The sequence below is a fragment of the Variovorax sp. OV084 genome (assembly GCF_900111625.1).
Classification (GTDB): domain Bacteria; phylum Pseudomonadota; class Gammaproteobacteria; order Burkholderiales; family Burkholderiaceae_C; genus Variovorax.
Genome location: NZ_FOII01000034.1, coordinates 16219 through 37477 on the forward strand (window position 1 = coordinate 16219; position 21259 = coordinate 37477).

Consider the following 21259-nt stretch of genomic DNA (forward strand, 5'->3'; position numbering starts at 1 on the left):
CATGAGCTCATTGCACATGTTTCTACCGGTATGCGAACCAGCACGCAGCGAGGCGCTGGCGCAGTTGATAAGGACACACCACGTGCCCCGCCACCTCGTCAAAGGCATCGCGATCAGGAACCGCAGTGCATGCGGGCCGGCCGCTCCGGTCGACGCACCGCAGCAACCAGGCCTGCAGCAGGCGCAGGAATCCCAGGCACCCGCTGCTGCGCCGGAGTAGCCGCATCGCATTCGCCGTCCGGGCGCCTGTGGCCGAAGAAACCGGAGCACACCCCGGCGTGCCCGCCTGCCTGCCCCGAACTACTGTTGCGCCCACTTACCTGCCTTGCACTCGGAGAGGTCGAGTGCTTTTGCTAAGCTGACCGGCCAAATGCAGCGCTGCGCCGCGCGCGACGCAAAGATCATTGGCAATCAACAAGTCAGCAAACCCATGAAAATAGCCACCTGGAACGTCAATTCCCTCACTGCGCGCCTGCAGCACGTGCTCGACTGGCTCATTGCCAACCCGGTCGACGTGCTGTGCCTGCAGGAGCTCAAGATGACCGACGACAAGTTCCCGCTCGAGGTGCTGAAGTCGGCCGGCTACGAGGCCGCGGTGTTCGGCCAGAAGACCTACAACGGCGTGGCGATTCTCAGCCTTGCACCGGTGCGCGACGTGGTGAAGAACATCACTGGCTTCAGCGATGACCAGTCGCGCGTGATCGCGGCCACGGTCGAGACGCCTTCGGGTCCGCTGCGCGTGGTCAACGGCTACTTCGTGAACGGCCAGGAGCCGGGCAGCGAGAAGTTCGCATACAAGATGAAGTGGCTCGACGCACTGCGCGACTCGCTGCGCCAGGAGCTGGCGGCCAACCCGAACCTGGTGCTGCTGGGCGACTTCAACATCACGCCGGAAGACCGCGACAGCTTCGACCCGGTGGGCCTGAAGGAAACGATCCATCACACGACGGAAGAGCGCAACCACTTCAAGGCGCTGCTCGACCTGGGCCTGACGGACAGCTTCCGCATGTTCGAGCAGCCCGAGAAGAGCTATTCGTGGTGGGACTACCGCATGCTGGGCTACCAGAAGAACCGCGGGCTGCGCATCGACCACATCCTGGTGAGCCAACCGCTGGTGCCGCGCGTGAAGGGCTGCATCATCGACCGCGTGCCGCGCAAATGGGAAAAGCCGAGCGACCATGCGCCGGTGGTGCTCGATCTCGAGCAGGGTGCCTGAGCCCATGACCATACGCAACCTCGCAATCGTGGCCGTCGCGCTGACGCTCACGGCCTGCTCGCTGCTGAAGCCCGGCGACAAGGCGGAAGAAGGCGGCAAGAGCGCTGCAACCTCGCCTGCGGACGAGACCGCGTCCGGACGCGACGTGCCGACGGTGCGGCTGATCACCGCGCAGACGCCGGCCGTGCGGACCTACCGCAAGATCGGCGCGCGCCACATCTACAACAAGTACGCGAGCCGCATCTACAAGGGCAAGATTCCGCCGCTGGTGTATGCGGTGGTGGTGGTCGAAACCGACATCGACGCGACGGGCAAGGTGATCAGGGTCGATTTCAGCCGCACGCCGAGCCATGCACCCGAAGTGCCGCCGATGATTGCCGAGCTGATCAAGGCCACGTCGCCCTTGCCGAACCCCGGCAAGCTCGGCGCCCATACGTACGTGGATACCTGGCTCTGGGACAAGAGCGGAAAGTTCCAGATCGATTCGCTGACCCTGGGCCAGCGAAGCCGATAGTCACGCCGCCGGCGTCGCTCGCCTCGCTCAAGTCCAGTTCTGCTGGACCCAGCTGCGCACCGCCGCCCACTCGGGCGAGCTCTCGATGTATTTCTGCGTCGCACTCACCAACTCGCCCACGTTCTTGTAGTCGTCCAGGCCGAACGGCTGGGCCAGCGGTACGTTGCCGCGCATGTAGTTGTTGCCGAGCAGCTGGCCGGCCTGGGTCGCCGCCAGCTCCGCGGTGGCATCCATGGTGAGGTTGAGCAGCGCAGTAGCCGGCACCACGCCGTCTCTGAACGGCCACAGCCAATGCGTGACGCCCCAGTCCAGCGGGTTGGACACGGAACTGGGCGGCACACCCACCGGATTGACGCCGGTGCCCAGCGACAGCATCACGATGTCCGACGGGGCGGTGGCGCAGCCCTGGTAGATTGCTTCCACGATCGCCGTCATCGAGGGGTTGTTGGCGAAGGTGCCACCGTCGGCGAAGTAGCCGAAGTCGCCCATCTGGTACGGCGGGAAGTACGTTGGCGCGGCCGAGGTGGCCAGCGCGGCGTCCACCATGCTGATGCCGCGGTAGGCGTTGCTCTGGCCGTTGGAGATGGTGCACGGCGCCCAGCTGTTCTGGTTCGCATCCCACAGCCGCGCGGAGTTGACGGCGACGAAGCGGCTCGCCGAGGACAGCGCACCGCCGCTACCCACCAGCTGCTGGGCGACTGATTGCAAGCCGGTGTTGACGTACTGGCACTTGAAGATGCCCGGACCGCTGCCCAGCAGGTCTTCTGTCGACTGCGCCGGTGCCCGGTCCTGCTGCTTGGCTTGTGCGTCCAGCAGCCAGCCGTTGGGCTTGAAGATGGTGGAGCCATCGTTCTGGTAGACGCTGACGATCTTGTCGATGCTCACGTTGTTCACCAGGCCCAGCGAGATCAGGCCGCCGGTGGACGTGCCGGCGAAACCATTCGCACTTGCGACGATGCCGAAACTCTTGTCCAGGTCCTGGATCAGCATCGCCGTGATGACGCCGCGGATACCGCCGCCGTCGCAGCAGAGAATCTTGAAAGACATGGCTACGCTCCTTGCTTGAGTGGACGGTACCCGCGGCGCGCGGGCCCGGATGCTCCTTGGTCTCAGGCCGGAATGTGAGTCAATTGGTGGAGCAGCGCATCACTTGAACGAGGGATGGGCGATCTTCTGCACCGGTACGGCTGACTGGATAAGTCCAGCCGGTAATAAAAAAGGCCCCAAGGGGCCTTTTTTATTCGATGCCGAGTTCCTGGATCTTCCGGGTGATGGTGTTGCGCCCGATGCCCAGTTTCTGCGCGGCCTCGATGCGGCGGCCGCGCGTGTTGGCCAGGGCTGTAAGGATCAGCCTCGACTCGAAGCGGCGCGAGAGCACATCCCACACATCGGTGCGGCCGGCCGCGAGCAAGGCCTGGGCTTCGTGCTCCAGGCCGCTTTCCCAACTGCTCACGCCCGCATGGGCTTCAGCGGGCTCGGAGACGGCGTGCGCAGGCGCCGATTCGCTGCCTGCAACTGGCAGCGACGCCACGGGCTGGGCCGCTGCGGTCGGCGCGACGGTCGCGGCTTCGGGCACGTGGAGAGTCTCAGCGCCTGCACCGACGGCCATCACCTCGGGCGGCAGGTCCTTCGCTTCGATCAGCTGGGCCGGCGCCATCACGGTCAGCCAGTGGCAGATGTTCTCGAGCTGGCGCACGTTGCCCGGGAAGCCGAAGGCCGCGAGCTTGGCCAGCGCCGCATCGGAAATGCGCTTGGGCTCGACGCCCAGCTGACGCGCGCTCACCTGCAGGAAGTGGCGCGTGAGCGCGGGCACGTCTTCACCGCGTTCGCGCAGTGCCGGCAGGCGCAGGCGAATCACGTTGAGGCGGTGGAACAAGTCTTCGCGGAAGCCGCCGAGCTTGACGCGCTGCTCCAGGTCCTGGTGGGTGGCCGCGATGACGCGCACGTTGGCCTTGACCGAGTTGTGGCCGCCCACGCGGTAGAAATGGCCGTCGCTCAGCACGCGCAGCAGGCGCGTCTGCAGGTCGAAGGGCATGTCACCGATTTCGTCGAGAAACAGCGTGCCGCCCTCGGCCTGCTCGAAGCGGCCGCGGCGCATGGTTTGCGCACCGGTGAAGGCGCCGCGCTCATGGCCGAAGAGTTCGCTCTCCAGCAGGTCCTTGGGAATGGCCGCGGTGTTGATCGCAACGAAGGGGCCGTTGGCGCGCGGCGAGTGCTTGTGCAGCGCACGCGCCACCAGTTCCTTGCCCGAGCCCGATTCGCCGGTGATGAGCACCGTAACGTTGCTCTGCGAAAGCCGGCCGATGGCGCGGAACACGTCCTGCATCGCAGGAGCCTGGCCGAGCATTTCGGGCGCCGCGACCATGCGTTCTTCGGCGACTTCCTCGCGCTGGCTTTCATCGACGGCACGGCGGATGAGTTCGACCGCACGCGGCAGGTCGAAGGGCTTGGGCAGGTATTCGAAGGCGCCGCCCTGGAAGGCCGAAACGGCGCTGTCGAGGTCGGAGAAGGCCGTCATGATGATGACGGGCAGGCCGGGGTGCTTGGCCTTGATCTTGTCCAGCAGATCGAGCCCGGAACCGCCGGGCATGCGGATGTCGCTCACCAGAACCTGGGGACCTTGCTGATCGTCGTCGGCGGCCTGTTCGAGTGCTGCCAGCACCTCGCGCGTGTTCGTGAAACTGCGCGTGGGCAGGTCTTCGCGCAATAGAGCCTTCTCGAGCACGAAGCGAATCGATTGGTCGTCATCAACTATCCAGATCGGCTTCATGCATCTCCTCTGTTGCCGGTGGCTGCGCTAGGGCAGCGGTATCAATATCTTGAAATCGGTTCGGCCCGGGACGCTGTCGCACTCGATCACGCCGTGATGCTGTTGCACAAAAGTTTGCGCGAGCGTCAATCCCAGCCCTGTCCCGCCTTCCCTGCCCGATACCAGCGGATAGAAGATGCGGTCCTTGATCGTGTCCGGCACACCCGGTCCATTGTCGATTACATGCAATTCCAGTGCCAGTCGATACCACTGCTTGTTGAAGATCACCTGACGGGCTATGCGCGTCTTGAAAGTGATCTGCGCGTCGCCTGCCGCGCGGCGCTCGGTCAGCGCCTGCGCCGCGTTGTGCGTGATGTTGAGCGTGGCCTGGATGAGCTGCTCGCGGTCGCCGCGGAACTCGGGAATGGACACGTCGAAATCGCGCTCGATGTGCAGGTCGCGCGGAAACTCCGCGAGGATGACCGAGCGCACGCGCTCGCACACCTCGTGGATGTTGACGTCGCCCACCACGTGCGGGCGGCGGTGCGGCGCCAATAGCCGGTCGACCAGCGTCTGCAGGCGGTCGGCCTCGTGGATGATGACCTGGGTGTATTCGATGAGGTCGCGCGATTCGACCTCCATCTGCAGCAGCTGCGCCGCGCCGCGGATCCCGCCGAGCGGGTTCTTGATCTCGTGCGCGAGGTTGCGGATGAGTTCCTTGTTGGCCTGCGCCTGGTCGATGAGGCGCTCTTCGCGGTCTTGCCGCACCTGCTGCTCGAGTGGCGACATCTCGATGATGAGCTCGCCCTTCTTGTCGCCCTGCGCAAGCGTGACCTGCACGGGCATCAGCTCGTGGTTGACGCGGCGCAGGAAGGCTTCGTAGCGCAGCGTTGCAAAGTCGTTGCTGCTCGCGCCGTCGATGGCCGTGCGCAGCACCTGCGGCTCGTGAAAACACGCGCCGAACTGCGAGCCTTCGAGCGTGCGGCGCGAAGTGCCCAGTGCGTCTTCGAGGCCTGCGTTGGCGAACAGCACGGAGCCGTTGCTGTTGACCACCGCGATCAGCGTGGACAGCAGGTCGAAGGACTGGAAGCGCGGATTGGCGCCGGTCGCCTTCTTCCCGAACACCATGACTACTGCGGCTGCTGCTTGTTCGGCAGGCGGCCGATTTCGCGGCGGATGCCGGCGATGTCACTCTCGTTGCGCGCCAGCTCAGCCTTCATTTCGGCGACGCGATCCAGGTACTTCTGGTAATTGCGGCCTTCGCTGCCCTGCTTCTCGGGCTCGCCGTTGTTGTATTCCTTCTGCAGCTCGGCCTGGCGCGCCTCGGCCTTCTTGAGCTCAGACTCGAGCACCGAACGAGCCTCGCCGTCACGGGCACGCTGGTCGACGCCTTCGACACGCGGGCTGCCCGCCGGCGCACGCGCCGCGGAAGAGCCACCGGACGACGCAGAGCCACCGCCCGAAGACTTGGTGCCTTGCACGACCGTGACGTTGCCGCCTTCCATGACCTTGCAGCCCTTCTGCTGGGCGATGGTGGCGTTGTTGGTGTACTCGTTGCCGCAACGCCAGACGCGTTCCTGCGCGAGCGCCGGCAGCGCGATCAATGAACCGGCCAGGAAAATGAGAGAAGCAGTCTTCATGTGTATCGGTGGAGGGCGGCGACAAAGGTGCATTTTCGTGCAATTCGATGCCACCAGTGACAAGATGTTCCACTCCATTGAAAAAGGACGGCCGTGGCCGTCCTTTTTCATTACATCCCCGCCAATGGATTGGTGAGGTTGTACTTCGCTCGATTACAGCGAGTAGTACATGTCGAACTCGACCGGATGGGTCGCCATGCGGAAGCGCGTGACTTCCTGCATTTTCAGATCGATGTACGCATCGATGTACGCATCGGTGAACACGCCGCCCTTGGTCAGGAACGCACGGTCCTTGTCCAGGTATTCCAGGGCTTGGTCGAGGCTGTGGCAGACGGTCGGGATCAGCGCGTCTTCTTCCGGCGGCAGGTGGTACAGGTCCTTGCTGGCGGCTTCGCCCGGATGGATCTTGTTTTCCACGCCGTCGAGACCGGCCATCAGCAGCGCAGCGAAGCCGAGGTACGGGTTCATCAGCGGATCGGGGAAGCGCGCTTCGACGCGGCGGCCCTTCGGGTTGGCCACGAACGGAATGCGGATCGAGGCCGAGCGGTTCTTGGCCGAGTAGGCCAGCTTCACCGGGGCTTCGAAGCCGGGCACCAGGCGCTTGTAGCTGTTGGTGCCGGGGTTCGTGATGGCGTTCAGGGCACGGGCGTGCTTGATGATGCCGCCGATGTAGTGCAGCGCGAAGTCCGACAGGCCTGCATAGCCGTCGCCGGCGAACAGGTTCTTGCCGTCCTTCCAGACCGACTGGTGCACGTGCATGCCGGAGCCGTTGTCGCCGACGATGGGCTTGGGCATGAAGGTGGCGGTCTTGCCGTAGGCGTGGGCCACGTTGTGGATCACGTACTTCTGCAGCTGGACCCAGTCGGCGCGCTGGACCAGCGTGCTGAACTTGGTGCCGAGTTCCATCTGGCCGGCGTTGGCCACTTCATGGTGATGCACTTCGACCGGGATGCCGAGCGATTCGAGCACCAGGCACATTTCCGAGCGCATGTCCTGGAAGCTGTCGACCGGGGGAACCGGGAAGTAGCCGCCCTTGACTGCCGGACGATGGCCGGTGTTGCCGTGCTCGTATTCCTTGTCGGTGTTCCACGAGGCTTCTTCGGAGTCGATCTTCACGAAGCAGCCCGACATGTCGTTCTTCCAGCGGACGCCGTCGAACACGAAGAATTCGGGTTCCGGACCGAAGAAGGCGGTGTCACCCAGGCCCGAAGCCTTCATGTATGCCTCGGCGCGCTTGGCGAGCGAACGCGGATCGCGCTCGTAGGCCTTGCCGTCGGCGGGGTCGATCACGTCGCAGGTCAGGATCAGCGTCGTTTCTTCGAAGAAGGGGTCGATGTTGGCGGTGTTCGGGTCGGGCATGAGCTGCATGTCCGAAGCTTCGATCCCCTTCCAGCCAGCGATGGACGAGCCGTCGAATGCGTGGCCCGAGGTGAATTTGTCTTCATCGAAAGCCGAGACCGGCACGGTCACGTGCTGCTCTTTGCCACGGGTGTCGGTGAAGCGGAAGTCGACGAACTTGACCTCGTTTTCCTTGACGAGCTTGAGTACATCGGCGACGGTCTTTGCCATCAGTTTCTCCTGAGTTGGATGGTGGTTAGGAATACAGGGACGAGGGATGCAGTTTCTGTGCCATTGTCACCTCACTCGATGAGGCTTTAGTGGCCGCCGCAAACCCCAAATGAAGGCGGAATTTCACCAAATTGGTGCGTTCAGCATTAACGCACCAATTCTGGACCAAGCTTGGCATCAAAGGTGTGCAACCCTTCGATCAGCTGGACATAGGCGGCATCGAGCCGGCCGGGGTCACCCTTGACGCCCAGCTCGATGTGGCGGCCGTATTCGGGGTGATCGACGCTCGGCAGGCTGAACACCTTGATGCCGACGTGGGTGGCCTCGATGGCCTGCATGAGCGGCGTCAGCGTGGCTTCCATGGCACCGAAAACGATCACCGACTTCTCGGCGACGGCATTGCGGGTAAACAGTTCGGCGTAACGGCCGTCGAGCACGGACTCGATCATCGGCCAGGCCATGACGGGAAAGCCCGGCACAAAGTGCACGTCGCCGACGCTGAAGCCGGGGATCTTGTTATACGGGTTGTAGATGAGCGCGGCGCCCTGCGGAAACACGCCCATGTTGAGCCGGTGCACGTTGTCGGACCGGTCGGGCTCGTAGGGCACGCCCTGCTCTCGCGCGGTGTCCTGCATGCGCTCGCGGATCAGCAGCTCGGCCTCGGGGTGCAGCGCCAGCGGCACGCCCAGCGCCTTGGCGGCGCACTGGCGGGTGTGGTCGTCGGGCGTGGCGCCAATGCCACCGGTCGAGAAGACGATGTCGCCCGAGGCGAAGGCGCGCGCCAGCGCGGCCGTGATGCGCGCGGGCTCGTCGCCCACGTATTCGGCCCAGCTCAGTTGCAGGCCGCGCGCGGCGAGCAGCTCGATGACCTTGGCCATGTGCTTGTCGGCCCGCTTGCCGGAAAGGATCTCGTCGCCGACGACGATGAGACCGAATGCGCGTGTCATGGTGAACCCCATTGGGAAAGAGCGGCCTTGCTGGCCTCTTCGGCTTCGAGGGCCGGTGTTGTGCCGTTGGCGGCCGATGCCTCGGTCACAGCGCGCTGGGCACGCAGCCGCGCGAGCGCGTCAAGGCAGTAGTGAGCGAACCAGAGCGCCGAGAAGGCGAAGACCAGTGTGTAGATCCAGATGGCGATCGGCACCAGCACGAAGAAGGCCGCGGCGAACAGCAGGCCCGATGCCCAGACGATGCTGGGCGCGGCGCCCAAGTAGCCGCACAGCACGCCGATGCACAGCAGCGGCAGCCGGTGCGCGCGCAGCAGCGCGGCGCACTCCTCGGGGCTGGCGTGCTCGGCCAGCGCATCGAAGCTCATCACGCGGTAGGTGAGCCAGCCCCAGATCAGCGGCGGCAGGATCAGCACCAGCGGCGGTATGAGCCACAGCGGCATCGACACCACGAGGGCGATCAGCGCCAGGATGGTGACGCCGAGCGAACGCGCGACGCTGCCGAAGAACGAAGCGCCCTTTTTCTGCTCGAGCGAGGGAAAACGCCGCTCGCCCACGAGCCTGGTCAGCGCAGGCGCCATGAAGCCGGCCACGATCAGCAGGCAGACCACCACGATCAGCGGCGTGGCGGCGAACACCACGACCAGGGACGCCAGCGCGAAAGTGACGTCACCCGAGAAAAGACGGCCAATCCACGCCCAGAAGCTCGACAGCAGCGGCCAGGCATCGAGCGCGCCGCGTGTCCAGGTCACGGCGGAGTCCCAGTAGAAATAACCGAGCCCCGCGGCCAGCACCACCATCAACCCCAAAGGAAGCAGCGACAGCACGATCACGCGCGGCAGCATGCAATAGGCGACCGCGCGCCAGAAGGAGTCGAGGAGCAGGCGCATTGAGCAGCGAGGATAACGCCTCGGACGAGCCGTTCAGGGGCCGGAGCCCCTCAACCGCGACCGACCATTCGCTTCAGGCCGAGCCACTGCTGGGCCCAGAAACCGCGCCCGTATTCGCGCACGCGGCCGTCGGCATCGGCCTCGACTTGGTCGCGGATGCCGGTCGGGTCGTAGCGGTCCTCGAAGTTGGCGGTGCGAAACAGCATGTCCCACCAAGGCAGCAGCACGCCGAAGTTGTGGCCGCCGAGCGTGCTCCTGCCGTTCGATTCGTGCCCCAGCCCGATGCTGTGGTGCAACCGGTGGAAACGCGGGCTGATCCACAGCCGCTCGCCGATGGCGCCGAAGCTCAGCCGCAGGTTGGCGTGCTGCAGGCTTTCGCTGAGCTGCGTGAAGGCGACGAAGGCGATGAACTGCCCCGGCGCGACGCCGATCAGCTGCGCCACGATGACGATCAGCGTGTCGTGAACGATGTCGTCGAGCAGGTGGTTGCGGTCGTCGCTCCACATCGTCATCTGGCGCTGCGAGTGGTGCAGCGAGTGCAGGCCCCACCACCAGTTGAACTGGTGCTGGCCGCGGTGGATCCAGTAGCCGACGAAGTCGAGCACCACGAGATAGATGGCGAAGGCGACCACCGGCACGTCGGTCACGCCGGGCCACACTTCGTCGAGGTGGAAGGTGCCCCACCCCGCCGTGCGCAGGCTGCCCATCGCATCGTCGAAGAAGGGCTGCAGCGTGAAGAAGATCGCCAGCCGGAACAGGCCAAGCCGGTGAATCAGCGTGTAGAGCATGTCGATGCGGATCGCGTGGCGGTCGACCACCGGCTCCACCGATCGCCAGCGCTGCAGCGGCCCGATGATCGCCAGCAGCACCAGGATCTGGATGACGCCGACCAGCAGCCAGCCGGTCGCGTCGAAGGCATCCTCGGTCCAGCCGCCGAGGCCGACGGCGTAGACCAGCGGCTGCACGGCGGCCTCGAAGAACCAGCCCTGCATGGCGGAAAAAGCGTCTGTCAGCCAATCGATCACGGCGAAAACTCGTTCAGGGGTGGGATGCGATCCAGGCGCGGAAGTCCGGGTGCTGGCGCAGCGTCTGGAAGCAGAAGCCCTTGGCCTTGAGCCCGACGATCAGCGGCTCGAGGTTGGCCGGAGCCCATGGGTCCTTGCGCGACCAGATACCCAGGTGCGCGAGCAGGATGTCGCCGGGGCGAATGGTGTCGAGCGCCTGCGTCAGCAGCTTGGCGTTGCTGAATTTCTCGCTCGGCAGCTCGTCGCCGAGGAAGCCGGCGGGCGCCCAGCCGACGTACTTGTAGCCACAGCCTTCGGCGGCGGCCAGTAGCGCGGGCGAGGTCTTGCCGCCCGGCGCGCGGTACAGCGGCAGCGGCTTCTTGCCGGTGATGGCGGCCAGCCGGTCGGACGACTTGCGGATGTTGGCGCAGTACTCGGCCGCGCTCCAGGTCGATTCCTTGCCGTCCTGCGGGCCCGCCGAGGGCTTGATGCGGAAGCTCGGCGGCGTGCTCTTGACGTCGGCGCGCCAGTACGCATGGTCGTAGGTGTGCGATCCGAACTCGTTGCCTTCGGCCGCCCTCGCCTTCCACCAGGGCGCCCAGTGGTCGTCGAGGCTGTCGCCGTCGGTCTGGGTGCGCTCGGCGGCGGCGAAGAAGGTGACGCGCACGTCCTGCCGCTTGAGCACGTCGGCCACCAGCGGGGCGACGCCCATGTGGCCGGTGTCGAAGGTCAGGTAGACGGGCTTTTCGCAGGTGGCGCCCGGTGTCGCCCCCCAGGCGACGGGAGCCACGACTCCGGCCAGCGACAGCGCGAGGGCCGCGCCGATGCGGCTAGATGCGCTTGGCATGATCGAGCGTCCAGACGCCATGCGGCGAACGGCCGACATTCACCTGCCGCACGACCTTGTTGCTGGCCAGGTCGACCACGCTGAGCTTCTTGATCCAGCGCGAGGTCACGTACAGGGTCTTGCCGTCGGCCGACAGGTCCATGCAGTCGGGACCGCCGGGCACGGGATAGGTCGCGATGACCTTCAGCGTCGCCAGGTCGATGCGGCTGATGGTGTTGGCCACGCGGTTGCTCACGAACACGCTCTTGCCGTCGCCGGCCGAGCGGAAGGCGTGGGCGCCCTTGCCGGTGGGGATCTTGCCGACCAGCTTGGGCTCGGCGCCGGCCACGTCGAACACCTGCACGCCATCGCTGCCGGTCAGGCCCACCAGCAGGGTCTTGTCGTTGTGCACGCCGAAGATGTCGGCAGGCATGGTGCCCGTGGCAACGCGCCACTTGACTGTTTGCGTGGGCAGGTCGACGGCGATCATCTCGTCGCTGTCCTGCATCGTCACGTAGGCGATGGTGCTGGTGTTGTCGATCCAGATGTGGCTGGGCGTCTTGCCGCTGGCGATGCGCTTGGCCAGCTTCAGGTCTTTGCCGTCCCAGCGGTAGATGTCGACGTGGTTCAGGCGGTTGCCGGCCGTGACAAACCACTTCATGTCGCGCGAGAACTGCAGCTGGTACGGATCGATGATGCCGTAGACCACGCGCTGCACTTCCGCCGTGCGGGGGTTCAGGAAAGTCAGCGAATCGCCCGCCGAATTGGCCACGATGACCGACTTTTCGTCCGGCGTCATGTAGATGTGGTGCGGCTCCTTGCCGGTGGCAATGCGCTGTTTTTCCGTCCAGTCGACGGGATTGATCACGCTCACGCTGGCGTCCAGCGAGTTGAGCACAAAGATCGGGGGAAGTTCGGCCGGCGCGGCGGCGGCGGCGGGGAATGCCGCCATGGCCGTCAGACAGGAAAACAGGAAAGCCGCGATGCGGCCGTTCGGTCGAGCAGGGAGTCGCAAGGGAAGGTTCCGGGAGAGAGCTTGGCGAGATTAACGGTCGAGCCTTAGGACTGGCTGACCGTCAGGGGGCGCTTTGTTCCGCTTATTTCGGCGGTTTGGCCGGTTTGGCCGGCGCGCGCAGGGCGGCGACCTGGTCGGCGGTCAGCCAGCGCCACTGCCCCGGCGCAAGGTCATCAGGCAGCGCCAGGTCGCCGATGCGCGAGCGGTGCAGCCCCTCGACCCGGTTTCCGACCGCGGCCAGCATGCGCTTGACCTGGTGGTACTTGCCCTCGGTGAGCGTGAGCCGCAGGTGCAGCGGGCTGTCGGATTCGCAGGCGGCGGCGCGCACGGGCTTCGGGTCGTCGTCGAGCACCACGCCTGCCAGCAGCTTGGCGATCTGCGCCTCGTCCACCGGATGCTTGGCCGTCACCTCGTAGACCTTGGGCACGTGGTGCTTGGGGGAGCCCATCTTGTGGATGAACTGGCCGTCGTCGGTCAGCAGCAGCAGGCCGGTGGTGTCCTGGTCGAGCCGGCCGATGGCCTGCACGCCCTGCACCGCGCCCTTGTTGGGCCGCAGGCGCAGCGGCGACGGCAGCAGCGTGTAGATGCTCGGATAGGTCGAGGGCTTCTGCGAGCACTCGGTGCCGGCCGGCTTGTGCAGCATCAGGTAGGCCTTCTCGTGGTACGCCCACGCGGTGCCCTGGACCGTGTAGTGAAGACCCTCGGGGTCGAGATCGGCGAAGGGGTCGGTCACAGCCTGGCCCTCGATGGTCACGTGGCCTTGCTGGACGAGGCCCGCGCACACGCGCCGCGTGCCGAAGCCCTGGGTATAGAGGATGTCTTGCAGATGCATGAAAAATGAAAAAAGCGGCCGCGCCGACAAGGGCACGACCGCCTTCTAGTTTGCCGCAGGATCAGTAGCCTGCCGCCAGGCCCGTGTTGCGGCGCGGATCGTTGGCACCGTAGAAGCGGTTGTTGCCGACCGGCTTGCCGCCCAGCGAAGGCGCGCCGACGATGATGGCCGCGAGGTGGTTAGCCGGCTGCGGCACACCCAGGTTGTGGCCCATGTCGGTCAGGATCTTGCGCGTGTCGGGGCTCAGCGCGAAGGTCTCGACGTTGGTGACGTCGGGCAGCCATTGCTGGTGGAAGCGCGGAGCGTCCACCGCTTCCTGCACGTTCATGCCGTAGTCGACCACGTTCAGGATCGTGTGCAGCACGGCCGTGATGATGCGGCTGCCGCCGGGCGTGCCGACCACGAACACCGGCTTGCCGTCCTTCGACACGATGGTCGGGCTCATCGAGCTTAGCGGACGCTTGCCCGGGGCGATGGCGTTGGCCTCGCCCTGCACCAGGCCGTACATGTTGGGCACGCCGATCTTCGAGGTGAAGTCATCCATCTCGTTGTTCAGCAGCACGCCCGTCTTGGCGGCCGTGACCTTGGCGCCGAACCAGTCGTTCAGCGTGTAGGTCACGGAGACAGCATTGCCCCACTGGTCGGTGATCGAGTAGTGGGTGGTATTGCTGCCTTCATGCGGCGCGACACCAGGCTTGATGTCCTTGGAGACGCCGGCCTTCTTCGGATCGATGACGGCGCGGATCTTCTCGGCGTAGCCCTTGTCGAGCAGGCGGTCGAGCGGGTTCTTCACGAAGTCGGGGTCGCCCAGGTAGCTGTTGCGGTCCACGTAGGCGTGGCGCATGGCTTCGATCTGGTAGTGCACCGACTGGGCCGAGCGGAAGCCCAGGTCCTTGAGCGGATAGCCCTCGAGGATGTTGAACATCTCGCAGATGATCACGCCGCCCGAGCTGGGAGGCGGCGCCGACACCACGCGGTAGCCGCGGTAGTCGCATTCGACGGGCGCGAGTTCGCGCGTCTTGTACTGATCGAGGTCGGCCTGGGTGATGATGCCCTTGCCGGCCTGGCTCGACGCCACGATGGCGCTGCCGACCCAGCCCTTGTAGAAGCCGTCGGGGCCCTTCGCGCTGATTTCCCTCAGCGTCTTCGCCAGGTCTTTCTGCACCAGCTTCTGGCCGACCTGGAAGGGCTGGCCCTTGTTCAGGAAGATCGCACCGGAGACCGGGTCTTTCTGGAAATCGGCGGTGGAGGTCCACAGCATGTCGATGTCGCCCTGCTCCAGCGCGAAGCCCTTGTCGGCCAGCTGGATCGAGGGGGCGATGAGGTCGGCGCGCTTCATGGTGCCGTACTTCTCGCGCGCGTACTCCATGCCCGAGACGGAACCGGGCACGCCCACGGCGAGGTGGCCATTGGTGCTCAGGCCCTTGATGACGTTGCCGTCCTTGTCGAGGTACATGTTGGCCGTGGCGGCCAGCGGTGCCTTCTCGCGGAAGTCGAGGAAGGTCTTGCGGCCGTCGGCCAGCTGCACGGTCATGAAACCGCCGCCGCCGAGGTTGCCCGCAGCGGGGTACACCACCGCCAGCGCGTAGCCCACGGCCACAGCCGCGTCGACGGCATTGCCGCCGCGCTTGAGCACGTCGACGCCGACCTTGCTCGCCAGGTGCTGCGCGCTCACGACCATGCCGTGCTCGGCAGCAACGGGCGCCACCGATGCGGCATTCGACGCGCCGGCCGCCGCCAGCGCGAGCACCGCCGCGACTGCAGCGCGCAGCTTCGGGGTCCAGTGAATTTGTTGCATGCAGGTATCTCCTCTTTGAGTGTGTTGAAGAAAAACGGTGATGTACGTACGGGTCAGCCCGTGAGCAGCGCCTTGCGGCGCAGGCCGTCGAGCGCCAGCGAGACTTGCTGGCGGGCGAATTCCCTGACTGCCAACGGGTCAGTCAGCGGCTTGTCGTCCTTGACGAAACGCAGGCGATCGCTTCGAACCTCCGCTTCGAGGTGCTCGGCCAGCGCGTCGTGCGAGTGCGTGCCGTCGAGCAGCGGCAGCAGGCTCTGTTCGAGCAGCGTCAGCACCACGGGCTCGTGCCACTGGTTGCAGGTGTTGGCGGTGGCGCCGACGCCCGACGCAAGACCCGAAGCGCCTCGCACCGCGGACAGCGCTTGCGGCAAACCGGAGACCACGTCGGCCGCGAACACCGGCGTGCGCCGGATGCGCAGGGCGCCGAGGATCAGCAGCTCCTCGAGCATCGCCATCGCGGCAGATTCGATGGCGGCCTGCGGCTGACCCGTGAGCCCGGAGGCGGCCTCGATGAGGGCCGACGCAGAGATCGATGCCGGATAACGCGTGTCGAGCAACTGCGCCACCGCCTTGTGCACCGGCAACCGCAGCGTGACCTTCAGGCCTCGCATGGCGCTGCACGGCTGCTCGCGAGCATCGAGCGTAAGCGCCCCACCGTCGTCGGCCCTGAAGATGCCGGCGAATTCGAGCGAGCGGATGCGCGCGGGGTCCAGCTTGTAGCGGATGTGCGCCGCTTGCGTCTGCTTGACCAGAAGGGTCTGGCGGAAGGTGCGGTTGACCAGGAAATCGAGGTACTGCTCCATCATGATCTGGCTGCCACCGCATTCGCGCAGCAGCGGATCGCGCACCTTGTCGCCGTAGTTCTGCACGAACATCGTGGACGGCTCCGCGTCGCACAGGTAGGCAAGGCCGTGGGCATCCGCCCGCGCCACGAACTCCTTGAAATAGCACGGCGCATTGCAGGGCTCGAGAAACTCGTGCAGCAGGTACGAGCTGTTGGCGTTGCGCACGATCGGCATCGCCTCTTCGAGCGTCTTCTTGAGCACACTGTCGGCACGGGCCGACTGCTCGAGAAAGTCGAGCATGCCGCGCGCGTAGGACAGCTTTTCTTCCGGCGTGTCGCGCGGACCGCCGCGCAGGATCATCGCGTCGCGCACGATCTCGCGCGCCTTCCAGCCCGGGTACACGTTGTAGCTCACGTAGGCCACGCCGGTGGGCGCGAGATTTTCGGAGCAGATGCGCAGGATCGCGTCCTGCACCGGACCTGGCACCCAGCTGTAGACGCCGTGGCAGACGATGTAGTCGAACTGGCCGAACGAAGCGTCGATGTCCGCAAGGTTGAAGGCCTTGAGCTCGATGTTCGACAGCCCGGCGCGCCCGATGGCCGCCGTACCTTGCGCCACCTGCACTGGCGACAGATCGATGCCGATTGCACGCGCCTCGGGGTGGCGTGCCGCGAAGGGAATCAGGTTGCCGCCGGCCGCGCAGCCGAGCTCCAGCACACGGGCCTTCGCGGGAGGCGGAGCATCGAGCCCGAAGAGAAATGCCAGGGCTTCCAGATGCTCCATCGCTGACTGTGGAAACGGATGCGAGTCATAGGGCACCGTGTCGTAATAGCTGGTCAACTCGGAAGTCAGGGAATCCGGCACGGGCGTCCTTATCGGGATCTGGGCAGGCAGCTGGAAACTGCAGTGACTGCAATGTGACAGTGCTGGCCGACTATAGCCCCGCGTTCCGGCGAAAAAAAGCGGGCTTGCACAGTGCCTCGCGAACCGCGCATAAAAAAAGCCCAGCTGTGAGGCTGGGCTTGAAAGCCTATCTGCTTGGCATGCATCAAGGCCCCCGCACAGGTTGACCAGCGGGGGACGGTTTACCCGTCAAGGAGAAATTCGGATGGGTGGAAAAAACGATGTCTTCATGAGCATAGTCTACTGTATATTTGTACAGTCTTTTAACAAAGGATGCCGCCATGTCTCTTACCGAGGAAACAACCACCTCGCCCAATCATGCGCTCAAGGAAGCGCTGGCCTGGATCTCGAAGTTCGCACATGCATGGAAAGCCATCGAGCCTTCCCCGAGGAGCCTCAGCATCGACGGCTTCATCATCTGGGGGCCCGTGCTCTACGAAAAGCACAAGGGCGAAGATCCGGTGCAACTGGCGCGGCAATTGTTCGGCCAGTCCGGTAAGTACTTCAAGTATCTCTATCCCGACCGCGGGCGGAGTTCGAACGATCCCGGTGGTCTTACTTAGAATGCCCCGATGAATTGGCGCACACTGCTTCCGCTTGCCCTGGTCCTCACCGGCTGCTCGACCCCACCCAACGAGGTGACGCAAGTACGCGAAGGCGTGCTGCGTGCCATGACCTACGTTCAAGCCTCGGACTATTGCGACGCGCGAAGCAAGACGCCGCGCTGGCTTGGCAAGGCGCCTGCGGAGCAGGGTGTTTTGTTTCAGTGCTACTGAGTCCCGGAGCCTGATAACGCAGGGAACGTCTCAGCAGGGATCGCCTTGAGGAATAAGGTGAAGCTGCGGGGATTTGAACCCTCGAAGAATCGCCCGCGAGGCCTTTATCCATGCGGGTTTCGGATTCAGGGCCTCGATTCGTGTGAGAAGTGAGTGATCCCCCGGTCACTCCGGAATGCGGCGAGGCACCGCCCAGCATGATCGAAGATCAGCCGCGCCTCGTGAAATTAATACAATAGAATTCACTTCGGTAGCCCGCGTTTTCTTCCTCCTCCCTCCTTAGGGCTACCTTTGCCCGCCTCGTGCGGGCTTTTTCATGGCGAGACCTCATGGTCGCGAGAACACGCCCGGCGTGACGATGGCTGCCGACGGCACCAAAGTGGCGCTGTAGTAGCGAAGCAGTGCGCCTTGGGGGTGCGTCGGCTGCATGCTCTACCATCGGCCGCGTAACAGAGTTCCAGAATGATTTCCCAACGCACCCCATTTCGCCAGCTTGCGCGCATCTATGCGGCCGTGATTTCCGTCGCAGATTCGCTTGCCAAGATCAGCCAGCACGCCGCTGCGCCGATACCGCCCGCACCACAGCCTCTTGTGGCCACTCCTGATTTTTCGGCCGCGCAACTGCAGCTCGATGCGAACTCTCGCGATCTGGCGAGCGTGGCGAAACGGGTTGAGCGCTTGGAAACGCTTGTGGCCCATCTACGTATGCAGGTTGCCAGCGACACCACGCGCCCTTTTCTAATAGAAAGCCGTGTGCATGGGATGGCCCCCTTCCCTTTCGAAATCCATCGTGCTGGCGATGCCTTCATCTCCACCCAACTGGAGCAGACGGGCAGTTGGGAGCCACTGGAAACGGAAGTGATGCGACGGCTCTGCCGAGAAGGCGACTATGTGCTGGACATCGGGGGAAACATCGGCTGGTACAGCGTGGTGGCGGCCAAAACTATCGGCCCCTCCGGCCGCATCATGACGTTCGAGCCTGACCCCGACAACTTCAAGATCCTGTCGCGTAACTTAGAGCGAGTTCAAGGGAGCGCGCAGACATTGCCAAGACATGCGGCCGTCAGCGACTCGGAGGGGGCCCTGAAGCTCTTCATTGACCCGGAAAACCGCGGCGACCACAGAATCTTCGACGACGGCACCGAGCGGCCATTCATCAACGTGCCCACCTCGACCCTTGACGTGCTGCTCGCTGACGGGCCGAAGTTGCCGGATCTGGTCAAGTCCGATACCCAGGGTTCAGAGGCCCGAATCCTGCGCGGAGCACGCGCTACATTCGCGCGCGGCTGGCGACCTGTGTTGGTCATGGAGTTCTGGCCGTTCGGCCTGACTGGCTCCGGTGACGATCCTCTGGCTCTGTGGAATGAGTTGGTCGAGCTCGACTATCAAATGTTCGAACTCACCGAGGAGCAGCCCCGACTTCATCCGCTCAACGAGCAGCGGGTGCGCGCCGGTTTGGCCAGCAGCATGTCTCCGCAGTCTCAGGGCTTCATCAACATCGTGGCAATTCCTCAAGGTAGCGACAGGCTCGCGTCCATCCAAGATCTGATCGCACAGTAACGCCATGCTCAAGTCCGTTACCCCCTTCCGTCAGTTGGCCCGCATCTACAGTTCGGTGCTTTCGGCAACGGCCTCCCTGAATCGGCAACAGGACACGTTGGCACAACTTCACCAAGTCGCTTTGCAGTCTCGCGCTGAGGCCCACGACACCAGCTCGAATTCGAGTGTGCAGTCAGCACAGATGGCCGACCGTGTTGCAGACCTCTCTGCGAGGTTAGACACCATTGCCGCGCGGCCCGGCATCGAGGGAAATCGGAATGTCGGCCACACCTGGCAGGATTCGGCGCAACTGCTCGCGAGCTTGCGGTCAGAGCTCGCGCGCACGATGCCTGACAACGTCGCGCTGCAGGGCTGGAATAGCTACGCCCAGTGCGACGAGGACGGGATGATCCGGGCCTGCCTGGAGCGCCTGAAGGGCCGAGCCGAAATGTCAGGAACCTTCATCGAGGTCGGGTGTGGAAACGGTCTGGAGAACAACACACACCAGTTGCTACTTGATGGATACCGCGGTGGCTGGCTTGACGGCAGCCCGCGCAACATCGCCTTCATCGCCGAGCACCTTGGGACGCTCAAGAGCGAACGCCTCCTGGTCACAGAAGCGTTCGTGACGAAAGAAACCGTCAGACCGCTGGTAGCGCAGTTCCGCGAGCACCTCGACACCGCCGACATCGATTTCTTCTCGTTCGATCTCGATGGGAATGACCTTCACCTCATGCCCCTTGCGCTGGAGGAGATTGCACCCAAGATCATTTGCGTCGAATACAACGGCAAGTTCCCGCCACCGACAAGCCTGTCGATGGCCTACGTCGGCGATCACCAGTGGGCAGAGGACGACTACTACGGCGCAACGCTGCAAGCGTGGGTGGATCTATTCAGTGGCAGATATACGCTGGTGAGCTGCAACCTGAGTGGCGTGAACGCCTTCTTTGTCAGGGATGACCTGGTCGCTGCATTCAAAGTTTACCCAGTGGACCAGCTATACCAGCCATGCCGGTACTGGCTCGTTGGAAACAACGGCCATCGCGCGAGCATGAAGTGGCTTAAGCAAAAGCTAGCGCCCCAATAAGAAAAGTCCAGAGGGAACCAGCCACGAAAACCTCTATTCATCGGCTGCGGCGGCTCCTCCAAGATTGAGCCGTGGCTCTATGGCGTGCACGAGGTACTCGGCCCCGTTGGGGTTCAGATGGGCAGTGTCGAGGAAAAATGAAAAGCCACTGTCAGGCGCACGCATGAGACACCCTTCAGAGTTGCAAAGCTTGGCCAGCAACGAGACGAACTGAGCTCCAGCGCCCTCAGTCAGCGTTCGGATCCGGACTTCCATCTGGTCGCTGCGCAGATACCGGTCATCGCGAAAGTCTTCGAGTTGCTCATAGGCACCGTACTTCGCGTAGTCGAGCCGGGGTGTCGGCACTGCATGCGAGGGATCGAGGCGCCAACGGCGCAACACTATCCGGCTCGGAGGGTAGTTCCAGATCAATCCAGGCCCCAACACGACAACCCGCTTCGCACCCGCCGCCTTGATCTTTGTGACGGTTTCAGCAAGGCCATCAGCGTTTCCGCGATATAGCTGCCAGCCGGCAGCCAACACCACTACCGACGGCTTCAACTCACGCACCTTTGCGAGCGTTTGTGAATTGGTTGGCATGCACCCAGGCCGATCGAGCGCAGGACGGTCGAGGATGGGAGGGCAAGCCGACGATGTAAATTGCGCGAGCCTGAAATCGCCGCGCTCGTCAGCTAGCTTTCGGAAGCCTGGTTGCAAAGCTGCCGCAGTGGAATCACCCCACAACATGACAAGCGGCTTTGTCCCACCATCGACGCACTCAGGACTAAATTCCGTGGGACCTTCGCCAAACTCAAGGAAGCAGGTCTTCCATCGCATGCCGGCATGAAATCCATTGAGGTCGTACCTTGTGGCCTGCTGGATCACCTCGGGATAGCGCCCAGGAGCGCCGTCCGCCTTGTAAATCATCGCAGCGACTATCGCGATGACCAACATCACGCCCGCCAATCCCCAAGCCTTCAGCCGGGGATTCCCACCAAAGCGCAGAGGCCTCTCGACAAAGCGATAGGTGAGATAGGCCAACACGACGCTCGCACCGAGCAGCACGCTGCGTGACATCGGTCCACGCCCAAGCTCTGGTGTCCGAACGCATGAACAGCGGCGCACCATGCAAGCTCACCAAGCGCGAGAGCACCTCGATCACCCGCTTGGAGCGGATGGCCCCGGCCACATCG

21 protein-coding genes are annotated in these 21259 nt (G+C 64.2%); 7 read left to right on the plus strand and 14 right to left on the minus strand.

All coding sequences use genetic code 11. The features are described from left to right. Position 1: 1 nt before the first annotated feature. The 3 genes from BMW87_RS33705 (at position 2) to BMW87_RS33715 (ending at position 1730) form a co-directional block, all read left to right on the plus strand. Positions 2 to 220 (plus strand): hypothetical protein, encoded by a 219-nt coding sequence (locus BMW87_RS33705; RefSeq protein WP_093082761.1) that lies wholly within the window; start codon positions 2 to 4, stop codon positions 218 to 220. A gap of 210 nt (positions 221 to 430) precedes the next feature. Continuing rightward, a complete protein-coding gene (xth, locus tag BMW87_RS33710) occupies positions 431 to 1216 on the plus strand; it encodes an exodeoxyribonuclease III (protein ID WP_093082802.1) in 786 nt (261 codons plus the stop codon). A 4-nt stretch (positions 1217 to 1220) separates the two neighbouring features. Continuing rightward, a complete protein-coding gene (locus BMW87_RS33715) occupies positions 1221 to 1730 on the plus strand; it encodes a hypothetical protein (RefSeq protein ID WP_093082763.1) in 510 nt (169 codons plus the stop codon). Positions 1731 to 1757: 27 nt separating this feature from the next. Here the strand turns inward: BMW87_RS33715 and BMW87_RS33720 are convergent, their stop codons facing one another. The 13 genes from BMW87_RS33720 to BMW87_RS33780 form a co-directional block, all read right to left on the minus strand. Beyond that, complete coding sequence (locus BMW87_RS33720; protein WP_093082766.1) at positions 1758 to 2777, minus strand: patatin-like phospholipase family protein; 1020 nt, start codon at positions 2775 to 2777, stop codon at positions 1758 to 1760. A 190-nt stretch (positions 2778 to 2967) separates the two neighbouring features. After that, on the minus strand, positions 2968 to 4500 hold the full coding sequence (ntrC, locus tag BMW87_RS33725; protein WP_093050201.1) for a nitrogen regulation protein NR(I): 1533 nt from the start codon (positions 4498 to 4500) through the stop codon (positions 2968 to 2970). Between the two features lie 27 nt (positions 4501 to 4527). After that, on the minus strand, positions 4528 to 5607 hold the full coding sequence (gene glnL / locus BMW87_RS33730; protein ID WP_093050198.1) for a nitrogen regulation protein NR(II): 1080 nt from the start codon (positions 5605 to 5607) through the stop codon (positions 4528 to 4530). 2 nt (positions 5608 to 5609) lie between these two features. Further along, positions 5610 to 6119 carry a hypothetical protein gene (locus BMW87_RS33735; protein ID WP_093050195.1) on the minus strand — a complete coding sequence of 170 codons (510 nt, stop codon included), beginning with the start codon at positions 6117 to 6119 and terminating at the stop codon, positions 5610 to 5612. 153 nt (positions 6120 to 6272) lie between these two features. Next, positions 6273 to 7688 (minus strand): type I glutamate--ammonia ligase, encoded by a 1416-nt coding sequence (gene glnA, locus BMW87_RS33740; RefSeq protein ID WP_093050193.1) that lies wholly within the window; start codon positions 7686 to 7688, stop codon positions 6273 to 6275. 146 nt (positions 7689 to 7834) lie between these two features. Then, positions 7835 to 8635 carry a competence/damage-inducible protein A gene (locus BMW87_RS33745; protein WP_177192914.1) on the minus strand — a complete coding sequence of 267 codons (801 nt, stop codon included), beginning with the start codon at positions 8633 to 8635 and terminating at the stop codon, positions 7835 to 7837. Then, positions 8632 to 9522: an EI24 domain-containing protein gene (locus BMW87_RS33750; protein WP_093082771.1), complete on the minus strand. Its 891-nt coding sequence runs from the start codon at positions 9520 to 9522 to the stop codon at positions 8632 to 8634. Before BMW87_RS33750 ends, BMW87_RS33745 begins: the two co-directional genes overlap by 4 nt. Before the next feature lie 50 nt (positions 9523 to 9572). Continuing rightward, positions 9573 to 10547, minus strand: a complete 975-nt coding sequence (locus tag BMW87_RS33755; protein ID WP_093082773.1) for a sterol desaturase family protein — start codon at positions 10545 to 10547, stop codon at positions 9573 to 9575. Between the two features lie 13 nt (positions 10548 to 10560). Beyond that, positions 10561 to 11373 carry a polysaccharide deacetylase family protein gene (locus BMW87_RS33760; RefSeq protein WP_093082776.1) on the minus strand — a complete coding sequence of 271 codons (813 nt, stop codon included), beginning with the start codon at positions 11371 to 11373 and terminating at the stop codon, positions 10561 to 10563. Then, a complete protein-coding gene (locus BMW87_RS33765; protein ID WP_093082778.1) occupies positions 11357 to 12367 on the minus strand; it encodes a YncE family protein in 1011 nt (336 codons plus the stop codon). Before BMW87_RS33765 ends, BMW87_RS33760 begins: the two co-directional genes overlap by 17 nt. An 82-nt stretch (positions 12368 to 12449) precedes the next feature. After that, the gene (locus BMW87_RS33770; RefSeq protein ID WP_093050175.1) at positions 12450 to 13199 is read right to left on the minus strand and encodes a pseudouridine synthase; all 750 of its coding nucleotides are present in this window, start codon (positions 13197 to 13199) and stop codon (positions 12450 to 12452) included. A 61-nt stretch (positions 13200 to 13260) separates the two neighbouring features. Next, positions 13261 to 14997, minus strand: coding sequence for a gamma-glutamyltransferase (gene ggt, locus BMW87_RS33775; protein WP_093082780.1), 1737 nt, complete (start codon positions 14995 to 14997; stop codon positions 13261 to 13263). 53 nt (positions 14998 to 15050) lie between these two features. After that, positions 15051 to 16646 carry a class I SAM-dependent methyltransferase gene (locus tag BMW87_RS33780; RefSeq protein WP_093082782.1) on the minus strand — a complete coding sequence of 532 codons (1596 nt, stop codon included), beginning with the start codon at positions 16644 to 16646 and terminating at the stop codon, positions 15051 to 15053. Between the two features lie 320 nt (positions 16647 to 16966). Here BMW87_RS33780 and BMW87_RS33785 point away from each other — a divergent pair, with 320 nt between their 5' ends. The 4 genes from BMW87_RS33785 to BMW87_RS33800 all read left to right on the plus strand — a co-directional run bounded on the left by BMW87_RS33785 (position 16967) and on the right by BMW87_RS33800 (position 20087). Further along, a complete protein-coding gene (locus BMW87_RS33785; RefSeq protein ID WP_093082784.1) occupies positions 16967 to 17248 on the plus strand; it encodes a hypothetical protein in 282 nt (93 codons plus the stop codon). Between the two features lie 9 nt (positions 17249 to 17257). Further along, positions 17258 to 17461 (plus strand): hypothetical protein, encoded by a 204-nt coding sequence (locus tag BMW87_RS33790; protein WP_093050163.1) that lies wholly within the window; start codon positions 17258 to 17260, stop codon positions 17459 to 17461. Positions 17462 to 17923: 462 nt separating this feature from the next. Beyond that, positions 17924 to 19021 carry an FkbM family methyltransferase gene (locus tag BMW87_RS33795; RefSeq protein WP_093082786.1) on the plus strand — a complete coding sequence of 366 codons (1098 nt, stop codon included), beginning with the start codon at positions 17924 to 17926 and terminating at the stop codon, positions 19019 to 19021. A 4-nt stretch (positions 19022 to 19025) separates the two neighbouring features. Continuing rightward, positions 19026 to 20087, plus strand: coding sequence for a class I SAM-dependent methyltransferase (locus BMW87_RS33800; RefSeq protein ID WP_093082789.1), 1062 nt, complete (start codon positions 19026 to 19028; stop codon positions 20085 to 20087). 33 nt (positions 20088 to 20120) lie between these two features. Here the strand turns inward: BMW87_RS33800 and BMW87_RS35280 are convergent, their stop codons facing one another. Next, positions 20121 to 21143: an SGNH hydrolase domain-containing protein gene (locus BMW87_RS35280; RefSeq protein ID WP_177192913.1), complete on the minus strand. Its 1023-nt coding sequence runs from the start codon at positions 21141 to 21143 to the stop codon at positions 20121 to 20123. Positions 21144 to 21259: the final 116 nt, after the last annotated feature.

Bases quoted from the DNA above. Each gene is read 5' to 3' on its own strand.
- BMW87_RS33705 (WP_093082761.1), top strand. From the start codon at position 2: ATGAGCTCATTGCACATGTTTCTACCGGTATGCGAACCAGCACGCAGC.
- xth (WP_093082802.1), top strand. From the start codon at position 431: ATGAAAATAGCCACCTGGAACGTCAATTCCCTCACTGCGCGCCTGCAG.
- BMW87_RS33715 (WP_093082763.1), top strand. From the start codon at position 1,221: ATGACCATACGCAACCTCGCAATCGTGGCCGTCGCGCTGACGCTCACG.
- BMW87_RS33720 (WP_093082766.1), bottom strand. From the start codon at position 2,777: ATGTCTTTCAAGATTCTCTGCTGCGACGGCGGCGGTATCCGCGGCGTC.
- ntrC (WP_093050201.1), bottom strand. From the start codon at position 4,500: ATGAAGCCGATCTGGATAGTTGATGACGACCAATCGATTCGCTTCGTG.
- glnL (WP_093050198.1), bottom strand. From the start codon at position 5,607: ATGGTGTTCGGGAAGAAGGCGACCGGCGCCAATCCGCGCTTCCAGTCC.
- BMW87_RS33735 (WP_093050195.1), bottom strand. From the start codon at position 6,119: ATGAAGACTGCTTCTCTCATTTTCCTGGCCGGTTCATTGATCGCGCTG.
- glnA (WP_093050193.1), bottom strand. From the start codon at position 7,688: ATGGCAAAGACCGTCGCCGATGTACTCAAGCTCGTCAAGGAAAACGAG.
- BMW87_RS33745 (WP_177192914.1), bottom strand. From the start codon at position 8,635: ATGACACGCGCATTCGGTCTCATCGTCGTCGGCGACGAGATCCTTTCC.
- BMW87_RS33750 (WP_093082771.1), bottom strand. From the start codon at position 9,522: ATGCGCCTGCTCCTCGACTCCTTCTGGCGCGCGGTCGCCTATTGCATG.
- BMW87_RS33760 (WP_093082776.1), bottom strand. From the start codon at position 11,373: ATGCCAAGCGCATCTAGCCGCATCGGCGCGGCCCTCGCGCTGTCGCTG.
- BMW87_RS33770 (WP_093050175.1), bottom strand. From the start codon at position 13,199: ATGCATCTGCAAGACATCCTCTATACCCAGGGCTTCGGCACGCGGCGC.
- ggt (WP_093082780.1), bottom strand. From the start codon at position 14,997: ATGCAACAAATTCACTGGACCCCGAAGCTGCGCGCTGCAGTCGCGGCG.
- BMW87_RS33785 (WP_093082784.1), top strand. From the start codon at position 16,967: ATGTCTCTTACCGAGGAAACAACCACCTCGCCCAATCATGCGCTCAAG.
- BMW87_RS33790 (WP_093050163.1), top strand. From the start codon at position 17,258: ATGAATTGGCGCACACTGCTTCCGCTTGCCCTGGTCCTCACCGGCTGC.
- BMW87_RS33795 (WP_093082786.1), top strand. From the start codon at position 17,924: ATGATTTCCCAACGCACCCCATTTCGCCAGCTTGCGCGCATCTATGCG.
- BMW87_RS33800 (WP_093082789.1), top strand. From the start codon at position 19,026: ATGCTCAAGTCCGTTACCCCCTTCCGTCAGTTGGCCCGCATCTACAGT.
- BMW87_RS35280 (WP_177192913.1), bottom strand. From the start codon at position 21,143: ATGTCACGCAGCGTGCTGCTCGGTGCGAGCGTCGTGTTGGCCTATCTC.